The following is an 11787-nucleotide window of genomic DNA, read 5'->3' as shown; positions in this document are numbered from 1 at the left end:
CCCCTCTCCCCATCCCCCCATCTCCCCCTCCCCCCCTCTCCCCCTCCCCCCATCACTCAAAAGCTATCTCACCCTTCACTCCACACCTATGAGCGATTCCAAACCCCGTGACGTTCAAGTTTTACCGATCGCCACAAACACTACAGTAATGAGAGCGCGTAGCTGGTCGCGTCTGCGGTTTGAAATTGAATATGCATTGGAAAGAGGTACAACTTCCAATTGCTATTTAATCGAAGGTGATAAAATTGCACTTGTTGACCCACCAGCAGAAACCTTCACTGACATTTTTCTGGAAGGATTGCGGCATTCTCTCGACTTTAAAAAGCTGGATTATGTAATTTTAGGTCACTTTAGTCCTAACCGTATCGCCACTTTCAAAGCGCTGTTAGAAGTTGCACCGCAAATTACTTTTGTCTGTTCGTTACCAGCAGCGGGAGATTTGCGTACTACTTTCCCAGACCGAGATTTAAAAATCATCGTCATGCGGGGGAAAGAAACTTTAGATTTAGGTAAGGGTCATGTTTTAAAATTTGTTCCGACACCTAGTCCAAGATGGCCCGCCGGTCTTTGTACCTACGACCAACAAACGCAAATTCTCTACACAGATAAGTTATTTGCAACTCATATCTGTGGGGAGCAAGTTTTTGATGAAAACCGCGAAGCTTTAAAAGAAGATCAGCGGTATTATTATGACTGTTTGATGGCGCCTCATGCAACTCACGTACAAGCAGTTTTGGAGAAACTATCAGAACTGCAAGTGAGAATGATAGCCACCGGTCACGGACCTTTGGTGCGTTACGGTGTTGTCGAACTGATCAATTCTTATGAAGAATGGAGTCATTCACAAACGAGTCGCGAGATAACAGTTGCTTTATTGTATGCTTCAGCTTATGGCAATACAGCAACTTTAGCGCAAGCGATCGCTCTCGGATTAACTAAAGGTGGTGTCGCGGTAGAATCAATCAACTGCGAATTTGCCGAACCTGATGAAATTCGCGCTGCTGTGGAAAAGGCAGATGGTTTTATCATCGGTTCTCCTACTCTTGGTGGACACGCACCCACCCCAGTACAAACAGCTTTAGGTCTTGTCCTCGGCGTTGGTGACAACAGCAAACTCGCCGGTGTCTTTGGTTCCTATGGCTGGAGTGGCGAAGCATTTGATTTAATAGAAGGGAAACTTCGCGATGCTGGATATCGGTTTGGATTTGAAACGATGCGCGTCAAGTTCAAACCCTCAGATGTCATTCTCAAGCAGTGTGAAGAAACCGGTACAGACTTTGCCCAAACTTTGAAAAAGGCGAAAAAATTGCGTTTGCCCCAACAAGCTGTAACTCCTGTGGAACAAGCTGTAGGTCGAATTGTCGGTTCGCTGTGCGTCCTGACGGCAAAGCAAGGAGAAGTCTCCACAGCGATGTTAGGTGCTTGGGTTTCGCAAGCCACCTTCAACCCACCGGGAATCACCGTTGGTATTGCCAAAGACCGAGCGATCGAATCTTTGATGTATTCTGGGGGTAAGTTTGCCCTAAACATCTTAGCCGAAGGCAATCAACAAGATTTTGTCAAGCACTTCCGCAAATCTTTTGCCCCAGGTGAAGAGCGCTTTTCCGGCTTTTCTACAGAAATTGCCGAAAATGGCTGTTTAGTCCTCACCGATGCTTCAGCATATCTTGAGTGTTCTGTCAACCAACGCATGGAATGTGGCGATCACTGGGTTGTGTATGCCACCGTTGACAACGGAAAATTACTCAAACCGGATGCTGTAACTGCGGTTCACCATCGCAAATCGGGCAATCATTATTAGGATGCGCTGATTGCACTTATTGGGAGAAAGGGCAAAGGTTTTGCCCTTATCCCTACTCCTGTCCCAAAATTGCTATCCATTACTTCGTTTCATATTAATTTTTGGTGTTTAGACTAGTTACCGGTGCGAAACTGTTGAACAAATCAGATATAAAACTTTGTTAATAATCAATAGTTGTATGTGTAAACTATATCACTATAAAAAATTTAGGTTTAACTATTTTACTCGCTATTTTTGATAGTCTAATATTTGATTAAATTCATTTTTAGTTGATAGTAAAAAGTTCAAACAAAAAGGTGATATTTTTTTGTTGAGAGTTTTTCGACTAATAATAGTTAAATTCTGAGCGAGAATTCCCCAGCCAACCTAACGATAAAATCCCAACTCTCCCCTAGATCGCATCCTTGATTGCTCTGGGGGCATTTTTAGTTCAAAGGTACTATGAAAACCCTACTCAAGTTTTGGGTGGGTGCGCTTATATTTGATGTACATCAATTGCCGTAAAGGTTTGGAGTTTTGCATCGGTAACTAGTCTAAACGCCAATTAATTATATTTACTTTTCAAATAACATGTTTTCCGAAATTACCATTTTTGCATTTGTAGGTGTGTACAGATTGCACAAAAAATAATCAAAAAACTAGGAGGTATTTACATTGACGTTATAGATGACCTGAAGAAGCAGTTTCATTCTACCTGTTTTTTTCCACAAGTGAAAGTTGGATTTTAGCAGATAATTGCAACCCGTCCCACCTGGCATTTTGGTATTTATGCAAGAGGGAATATTAACTGAGTTTACAACACTAAGGAGCAATAAAACAATGGACAACGAAGAACTGATTGAAGCGCTGCTAAACTGTGCTAATGGTGAAGAACCAGCTATTTTGCAAGCCAACCAAAACTTGATAGATGCTAGGTTGGTACAAACAATGCTAGATTATGCAACAAATCTGGCAATAAGAAATTACACAGAAGCCTCCGATCGCTTAATAAAGATTGTCGTCTTTAATCTGTTAGTTACCCTGAGAAATGCTAACTTTGAAAGTCAGGAGTTTTCTAAGGCGATAAATTGCTACGAGCAGCTTTTGACAATCTGCCAGGAAAGAAGCTATCAGCAAATAGAAATGATGCTTCTGTACTATATACGTTTGTTTTACCGTTACACAAATGAGTATGCCAAGGCGATAGAGTCAAGCAAGCGGCTTTTGGTTATCGCGCAAAGCTTTAAAAATCGCTCTTTGGAGGCTGAAACTCTATTCGATTTGGGAATTGATTATCAAGGCTTAAGAAATTTAGACAAAGCAAGAAATCACTACGAGCAGAGTTTGGCGATCGCCGAACAGATAGATGGCGAAGCTGGTAAGAAACTACTTGTAGATATTCTCAATACTTTAGGACAATCTCATAATCCTCCCTATAGCTGGGACTTAGGCAAAGCTATAGATATCTGCACAAGGAGTTTAGGAATTGCTCTTGAGATAGGCTATCGTCACGGAGAGGCAGTTGCTCTAACCTGTATAGGAAAAGCTCATTATTGGGCTCCAGGACAGGGGAGGAATTTTCCTGAGGCAATTAGGCGTTATGAGCAAGCTAAAGTCATCTTCCAAGAAACAGGTAATCTCCAAGGAGAGCTGGATGCTCTAGAGCATTTGCAAGATTCCTACAACTACACGAGCAATTATGCCAAGGCAATAGAGTGCAACAATAAACTTTTGACCATTGCCAAAAATTTAAATAATCGCCTTTTAGAGGCTAAAGCTTTATTTGATCTGGGAAGGAGTTACGATGGCTTGGGTCACTTGCAGAAAGAGAAAGCGAAAAATTACTACTCGCAGAGTTTGGCGATCGCCAAGACAATAATAGATAGTAATTATGCTTGCTGGTTGCAGGTACGTAGTCTGCAAGGTCTGGGAAGTTATTACACGGTTAAAGGGTACTTAGCTGAAGCGGAAAAAAATTATCAAGAAAGTTTGAACATTGCTCAGAATACAGGTGAAGAACAGGGGCAAGCCAATGCTCGACAAGCTTTAGCTGAAATTTACTATTACCAAGGAAATTTAGATCGGGCGTGGGAGTACAACGAAAGGAGTTTGACACTTAAGGAGAGACTAGGGGATCAGATTGGTAAAGGAGGTTCTATTGGCTTTGGGGGAGGCATTTATCTTGCACAAGGCAAATATACCGAAGCTCTGAATGAGTTCAAGCAGAGTTTGGGAATCATGAGGGAAGTTAGAAACTATTCTGGGGAAGCGAGTACTCTAACTGATATAGGAGTTGCTCTCCTCTACTTAGGTCAAATTGAGGAAGCAGAACGCAACCTGCGCGAGGGAATTAAGCTCTGGGAATCTGTACGGGGGAAATTGGAAGACCGTGATGACTTTAAAGTATCAATCTTTGAGCAGCAAGCCAAAACTTACCAGCTACTGCAAGCTGCCCTCATTGACCAGGAGAAACCCTTGGCTGCTTTGGAAATTGCTGAACGCGGTCGAGCTAGGGCGCTCGTAGAGTTATTGAGCAAGGACTTAGAGGGGCAATTAGCTGAAAAAAGAGAAATCACTTCTCCCACTCTCCAGCAGATTCAACAAATTGCTAAAGAGCAAAATAGCACACTGGTTGAATATTCTATTTTGTGGTCTAGAACTTTATTAATTTGGGTTATCAAACCGACTGGAGAAATTGCCTTTCGCCTAGTTGACCTCAAACCTTTATTGCAGGAATTTAATAAATCTCTGGAAGATCTGGTTGCGATCGCCCGTCAATGTATTGGTGTTAGGGGAACGCGCTTTGTTGACTCAGATGGGAAGGATAGTGATAACGAAATTGTTCAAGGAAACAACAAACAATTACAGCAACTTTATCAAATCCTGATCGAACCTATCGCTGACCTTTTGCCAAAAGATGCAGATGAGCGGGTCATTTTTATCCCCCAAAATAGCCTATTTCTTGTTCCCTTCCCAGCTCTCCAAGATACTTCAGGTAAATATTTAATTCAACAACACACCATCCTCACCGCTCCTTCCATCCAAGTTCTAGAACGAACTCGCCGACACCAGCAACGAGTTCAAGAGGTGGGGTTTCAGGATGTATTGGTGGTAGGTAATCCAATTATGCCGCTTTTTAAATCTCATCAGTTGATTCCTCTTCCGGGTGCAGAAAGAGAAGCCAGACAAATCGCTCCCCTATTAAATACCGAAGCATTTATAGGCGATGAAGCAACTAAGGTTGCTATTATCGAGCGGATGCCAACAGCAGGGATTATTCATCTAGCAACTCACGGGTTACTCAATGACGCTGATGAATTAAATGTGCCAGGAGCGATCGCTTTAGCGCCGTCAGGAACAGATGATGGTTGGCTTACAGCTACAGAAATCATGAATTTAAAGATGCTAAAAGCTGAGTTAGTTGTTCTGAGTGCTTGTAACACTGGACAGGGACGATTAACCGGGGATGGTGTTATCGGCTTATCTCGCTCTTTTATTTCTAGAGGCGTTCCAAGTGTGATTGCATCACTGTGGTCAGTTCCAGATGCTCCCACTGCCTCCTTCATGGTTGAGTTTTATCAAAATCTACAACGAGGCGATAACAAAGCCCAAGCCCTGCGCCAAGCGATGCTAACGATTAAGGAAAAACATCCCAACCCACTGAATTGGGCTGCTTTTACACTCATTGGCGAAGCATCGCAATCTATCTTTCAAAAAGCTGCATAAGTTGCACACGCTCTCACCCATTTCCTTTGGGAAGTAGATTGGTCAAACTCAAGAACTTAAATCAGCGGAAAATACTTGCGAATTTCAGGAGATAAATTATGACTGCACAACAACTTCATGTCACCAATGGTTCTTCCCTATGGGCGCTGCTAATTGGCATTGATGAATACCTGCATATTCAAAACCTTAATGGCTGCGTCAATGATGTTAAGGCAATGCGGATTTACCTCATAAATCAACTGGGTGTTCCCGAAAATCAGATCCGTGTCTTGACTAACCAAGAGGCGACTCGCACTAATATCCTTCAAACCTTTAAGGAATTTTTCATCGACAATCCAGACATTCAGCCAGGAAGCCAAATTTTCTTTCATTACAGTGGTCATGGTTCTCAAATGGTGAACCGGAAAGAGCCTGACGGACAAAACGAAACTCTCGTTCCCCATGACAGTAGAACTCCAGAGGTTTTTGATATCCCTGATAAGACCCTTGCTGCTTTGCTGGATCAACTTGCAGAGCGCAAGGGTAATAATATTACTGTAATTCTCGACTGTTGCCATTCCGGTTCGGGGACTCGCGATCCAAATCTGGCTCAAACCCGCAATGTTGAACCCGACAATCGCATCCCACCACCTGACTTGGATACTGGCATCCTAGAAGGCGCACCCCGTCGAGGGACGGGTGCGAGTGGCTGGGCAACCGAAGGTATCACCCACGTCCTCCTCGCAGGTTGTCGCGACCACGAATTATCGAACGAATATTTCAGCCCTGATGAAGGGAACAGAGTATGGCATGGTGCGCTGACCTACTTCACCTTGCAAGCTCTGCGCCAAATGACCCCAAAGACCACATATGCAGACCTCTACGAGCAGGTAGCAGCTAAGGTGAATACACAATATCCTTCACAGATGCCCCAGTGTGAGGGCGATCGCAACCGAGAGGTCTTTGGAGGAGTGCGGGTCGAGCGAGACCCCTTCATTACCGTGCAGAAGGTAGAGGAAAATGAAGTTACTCTGGATGCTGGTTTGATACATGGGTTGCATAAGGGCACTGAACTGGCTCTCTATCCACCCGAAGTGCGTACTAAGAAGGATTTGCCCGCGCCTCTGGCTACAGTCGAAGTTACCTCAGTTTCAGCAACCACAGCCCTTGCAAGCATCAAGGAGGGTGCTAATATTGTCTCTATTCCCATTTTCGCCCGTGGTCTGATCACCAAACAAGTTTATGCTGGGCTGCACCAGACACTTGCTCTAGAAGCAGATCCAGGGGAAGAAAACCAGAAGGCGATCGCACGTTTGCGTCAAGCAATCCTTGATGCAAATTTGGGTAGCGGTTCACCTTACTTGAAGGTGCTAGAAAATTGCGATCAAGTAGCTGATTTGCGAGTTAAGGCTGTTGATGGGAAGTTGAACATCTACAACTCCACGCGTGAACAGCTAGTCGTTCCAGAAGACATCAAAGATGGGGGCGGTGATGAGATAGCCGTACTTCATTCCTTAGAAAGTATTGTTCGCTACCGCACTCTCCAGAGCCTTGATAATAAAGAGCCGGAATCGGAGCTAGTAGGCAAGGTAAAACTCCGCCTACTTCGTTATGATGTAAAGGGTGCTGATGATTCTCAGACGCAAGAACTTCCCACAGGCGCTGTTGGCACAGGTGGGGAAATCACCCTTACCTTAGATCAGGAAGACAAAGACTCTAATCGGTACGTTCTAGAGGTGATTAACGAATCGTCGAAACCCATTTATGCTCACCTTTTGCTTCTGAATCCTGATTACAGTATCAAACTTCAGTATCCACAATTGGGTCAAAAAGATCCCATTGAACGGAATGGTGGCAAGCTTATCATCGGTCTCGACAACCGGAAAGAGCGGTTAAACTTCACCTTGCCTGGAGGATGGGATTCCTGCCGGGATTATTTGAAAGTTATTGTTACAACTAACCCCACTGATTTCAAGGGGTTGGAGCAGAAAAAGCTAAACGTTCAACCCCCTCAAAGAACGAGAGCAGCTTCTTCTTCTCCTTTAGAGCGACTCTTAGATTGTGTTCTTTCTGGCAAGCGCTTCGCTGGCTCTGCTGAAACAGAAGACCTAGAAGACTGGGCAACAACCTCTCTTTCTGTTACTGTCGTGCGTGGTTTCCAAACAAGAACGCTGAATACCCCAGCCGAAACTATTAGCTTGAACGATGAACTCACACTAATTAAGCCTGAAGGTTTTCAGGGTCAAGTTACTGTAACCACTTGGAGTCAAGCCACTCGGAGTATATCTGGGAACCCCAGTTTAAAGCTACCACCTGGTCTTGACCGATTCCCAGACCTTTTTCAACCTATTGGACGTTCGGGAACACGTAGTATTGATAGCAGTTTTGGCTCTTCAGCGCTTGTCATCTCCTTTGATGTGGACGAGACATCGCGCCAGAGTATCACACGGGAGAACCCGCTACGCTTGGAATTGCCAACCGTTGCCAACGAGCAAGTAGCAGACCTTTTGCCCATAGCCTTTGATGGCGAAGACTACCTGCCAGTCGGCTATGCCGCTAAGGAGAAGAACGCGGTGGATGTAGTGACCCTACCGCCAACTGTAGTTTCTACTGACGCTCAGGGTTTACCTACTAAGCGCGACATCGGGAGCACCATCCAGCTCTTTGTTTATAAAAAGATGGGTCGCTACACCCCACAGATAGGTCTGCGGCGTGCAGAACTGGTTGATGGCAAGAAGGTTGAGTACCGCGATATTCAGCGAAACCAGTTCCAACCAGGTGATACGGTAGCTCTTTTTGTCCACGGATTCACCGCAGACACTAGACAGATGGTCGAAACCTTTGCTCCTTTTCTGCGCGATGAGGTTTTCCCTTACAAGCATCTACTAACTTGGGACTACGAGACGTTTGGTACGAGCGTCGAAGAGAATGGCGCTAAACTAGCTCTAGCCTTACAGCAGCAATGTGGCTTCGGTCCTGACGACCAGATTACCGTTCACGTCTACGCCCACAGTATGGGCTGCCTGGTTTCTCGCTGCACGATCGAGCTTTCAGGCGGTCACGAATTTGTTGATAAGTTGGTAATGGCAGGTCCTCCCAACAATGGCTCGACACTCGCCACGCTTGGTCGGGGAATGGTCTATCTGCTCACGGTAGTTGTCAATCAAGCTTCGGTTATTCCACCGTTGGGGGCGTTCAACTGGTTGTTAGAGCAGCTTTACCAGGAAGGTGTTGGCTCTATCGACCTGAAAGTCAACTCTACTATCCTGGATAAGCTTAATGCCCTCAAAGAGCCGTCAAATGTTCCATACTTGGTGCTGGCAGGAGAGAATCGGTTGAGCGAGGCAGAACGCAACCGTCTCAACCGACTCGCGCAGAAGGTGCTAGATCGAACTCTTGACAACTTATTTGGGGAGCAAAACGATATTGCTGTCGGGTTATCTAGTATGCGCGGTGTCAGGGGCGAAGCCTACCCAAAGCTGACAATTGAAGTATTAGATTGCGATCACTTCGAGTATTTCCAAATTCCGCAAGGACGGGAAGCAGTCAAGCGTTGGGTAACAAGCTTATCGGTTTAATACAAGAGTTGCGGTGACCAGGTGCACGCAATCGCGCACTTGGTCACTGGTGCTAGCTCATAACTATGAGGAAGTGGCAGTGAATTATATCGTGTCCGGTTAAAGACTGATCATTAAGAGAGAGGGAGGGATTTGAGCTTTGACATTTGACAACAGACATGGCAATAATAAGTAATCAACCGGACTTGATATTACTGGTAATTTTTATCTTCTTACCTTTGTTGCCTGTGCATCCTAATTCGCATCAGGCGTAATTTATCTTTTAAATAAAAGCTATATCTTTAAAGGAAGATGCAGTACAAATCACCTGAACAAGACTTAATGCGCCTTGAAATCCCCAACCCCCGAATGGCTCAAATTATTAATAAACTTACCCAATATTCCTTAGTGTCATCCCATTACCTTGCAAAAAGTGTTGCGGTCAAGGATTAGCCACTCCCGCGCAACACGGGTGCGCCGCATTATACTGCCATCATTTTTATAGATACTACCAGCCAGAAACTTACGCAAATTACTCAAACTTGATGCGGTGACTGCGGTTCACCATCGCAAAGAAAGGCAATCATTACTAGTCAGCGCTGATTGTAACACGAATTCTCACAAACGATTAATTGGCGATCGCTAATTATAACCGCCTTGGCTATTGTTTAGCCAAAGCGGTTTATTGTATCGACTCTTATCCGGATGAACTATATGCTTGTCAGTATTTGTATATGTTTGTCTGTAATTCCTAAATTCTTTGATGTATTCCACCCAATTGAAAACCACAATAATGCTTTGCCCCGACGATATCAATACAATCAGCGCTGCTTTTGCTCGCATCTTAAATAAAGTCAATATTATACCTTCTTTATTCAGTATACTGCCATCAATTTTATATATCTTCTCAGCCAGAAACTATAAAATACTTGAATCGGTGTGATAAAATTCCGCAATTGCCACAAAGACAATTGAATATATAATGTGTAATGTTTGACTAGAACTTCAGTAGTCAGCATCTTTTATAGTAAATGCCAACTACTACCACAACGCTTTTATAATATTTTGCCTTACCCATGACCCCAGAACACAGCAAGATTAAATTTCCCCTCTGGCAGTATCTCAACCAGCCCCTATTTAGCCATGATAATAAGTTGGTATTAAATCCTCATCGCTTTGCCAACATCTGGCGAATAGAACTTCTTAAAAGGTGTTGGGCTAAACAATGTGATGCTAAAGGACCGCAACAGCATTAAATAGCCACTTGCCAATTTTAGATTTGAGATTTTGGCATTGCTGAATATTAGTATTGAAACCGTAATTTCTCGTAGAGACGTTCCGACGGAACGTCTCTGCTGACAGTCACGCATGTGGCATGGTGACTTTCCGCAAAATCCAAAATCGTCTAAGTTTCGTCGATAGAACGAGGTTTTTTGCCGTCAAGCAAAGCACTAACAGTCATATCTCCCATGACATTAATCGCAGTGCGGCAGCGATCCAAAAACCAGTCTACCGTCACCAACAAAGCGATATACTGAGTCGGTAAACCAACAGAAGTAAACACCAAAGTCATCGTTACCAATCCCGCATTCGGAATACCCGCTGCCCCCACCGATGCAAAAATCGACGTGAGGATGACAATTAACTGCTGTCCTAAATTCAAATGTTGCCCAATCACTTGGGAAATATACAACGCAGACATCGCCTCATAAAGGGCAGTACCATCATTATTAAAGTTTGCCCCAACCAGCGCCCCTAAAGAAGCAGAAGATTCTCGCAAGCCGATTTTTGTCTGTAAAATCTCAAAGGTGATAGGCATTGTTACCGTTGAGGAAGAAGTGGAAAAAGCTGTCAAAAAGGCATCAGCACCGCCAGCTAAAAACTTCAACGGGTTCACCCAAGAACCAAATTTGACTCTAGTGAGGTAGTAACAAGCTTGTAATGCCAGCGCTACCAGCACCGCTACGATGAAGGCAAACAGTGATTTAAATGGCGCGAAGCCTTGCAGAGCAACAGTTTTAGCCACAATTCCAAATACTGCCAGAGGTACTAGGGCAATCACCCAGTTGAGGATGCGAATCACTGCCTCAAACAAAGTCCCGACTAAATCCTCAATCGGTTGGTATCCTCTTTTTCCTTCAGCGATTTGCTCTGATTTTATTGCCCGCAAAACGATACCAAAGCTCAAAGCAATTACAATCAGTTGTATAACGTTATTATCAACCAACGGCTTGAGGACGGCTTCCGGTACAGCGTCTTTGAGTAATCCCCAAGGGTCAATACTTTGACTGGCTGCTTGTGTATTTTCTGGAGCCGCCAAACGCCCCCAAGTACCGGGACGCAAGACGTTTGCCACTAAAAGCCCAACCAGTATTGCTACGGTTGTATTAGTTAAAAGTAATACAGTTAATTTGCGTCCTGCTCTTCCGGGAATATTCGTAGTCATGAAGGTATGCAACACTGCTACGAGAATCAGCGGTGTAGCTAAAGCGCGGAGTGCTTTGAGCACCAATTCAGCCGGAATTGCCAAGTTGTTGATTAAGTCTTTGTTGGCTGCGTTGGGGTTGCCCGCACCTAAAGCAATTCCTAAGCAGACTGCCAGCACTAAGGCGATGATAATTTGCAATGTGAGAGGGATACGCTGCCACCAAGGACGGAGTTTAGTGTCAGGCTTAATGCTTTCTGTTTCGTTCATTGCGTTTTGTCAGACTGAGGAATTGCATATATTGAAACACGACTCAAGAG

Annotated in this window: 5 protein-coding genes; 4 read left to right on the top strand and 1 reads right to left on the bottom strand. The window is 44.4% G+C overall.

Annotated elements, in window-relative coordinates:
* Window positions 1-88 precede the first annotated feature (88 nt).
* The 4 genes from PI95_RS02470 to PI95_RS35520 all read left to right on the top strand — a co-directional run bounded on the left by PI95_RS02470 (window position 89) and on the right by PI95_RS35520 (window position 10298).
* Window positions 89-1801 carry a diflavin flavoprotein gene (locus PI95_RS02470; RefSeq protein ID WP_039738843.1) on the top strand — a complete coding sequence of 571 codons (1713 nt, stop codon included), beginning with the start codon at window positions 89-91 and terminating at the stop codon, window positions 1799-1801.
* Between the two features lie 819 nt (window positions 1802-2620).
* A complete protein-coding gene (locus PI95_RS02465; RefSeq protein WP_052324742.1) occupies window positions 2621-5506 on the top strand; it encodes a CHAT domain-containing tetratricopeptide repeat protein in 2886 nt (961 codons plus the stop codon).
* A 98-nt stretch (window positions 5507-5604) separates the two neighbouring features.
* Window positions 5605-9063, top strand: a complete 3459-nt coding sequence (locus PI95_RS02460) for a DUF7379 domain-containing protein (RefSeq protein ID WP_039738841.1) — start codon at window positions 5605-5607, stop codon at window positions 9061-9063.
* Window positions 9064-10118: 1055 nt separating this feature from the next.
* The gene (locus tag PI95_RS35520) at window positions 10119-10298 is read left to right on the top strand and encodes a hypothetical protein (protein WP_236116898.1); all 180 of its coding nucleotides are present in this window, start codon (window positions 10119-10121) and stop codon (window positions 10296-10298) included.
* 149 nt (window positions 10299-10447) lie between these two features.
* Here the strand turns inward: PI95_RS35520 and PI95_RS02455 are convergent, their stop codons facing one another.
* Window positions 10448-11737, bottom strand: coding sequence for a dicarboxylate/amino acid:cation symporter (locus tag PI95_RS02455; RefSeq protein ID WP_039738839.1), 1290 nt, complete (start codon window positions 11735-11737; stop codon window positions 10448-10450).
* Window positions 11738-11787: the final 50 nt, after the last annotated feature.

This window comes from Hassallia byssoidea VB512170 (genome assembly GCF_000817785.2).
Taxonomy (GTDB): domain Bacteria; phylum Cyanobacteriota; class Cyanobacteriia; order Cyanobacteriales; family Nostocaceae; genus Hassallia; species Hassallia carrinoi.
This window is presented reverse-complemented; position numbering and strand designations above follow the sequence as displayed.

Coding starts and splice junctions, on each gene's coding strand:
- PI95_RS02470 (WP_039738843.1), top strand. CDS start 89: ATGAGCGATTCCAAACCCCGTGACGTTCAAGTTTTACCGATCGCCACA.
- PI95_RS02465 (WP_052324742.1), top strand. CDS start 2,621: ATGGACAACGAAGAACTGATTGAAGCGCTGCTAAACTGTGCTAATGGT.
- PI95_RS02460 (WP_039738841.1), top strand. CDS start 5,605: ATGACTGCACAACAACTTCATGTCACCAATGGTTCTTCCCTATGGGCG.
- PI95_RS35520 (WP_236116898.1), top strand. CDS start 10,119: ATGACCCCAGAACACAGCAAGATTAAATTTCCCCTCTGGCAGTATCTC.
- PI95_RS02455 (WP_039738839.1), bottom strand. CDS start 11,737: ATGAACGAAACAGAAAGCATTAAGCCTGACACTAAACTCCGTCCTTGG.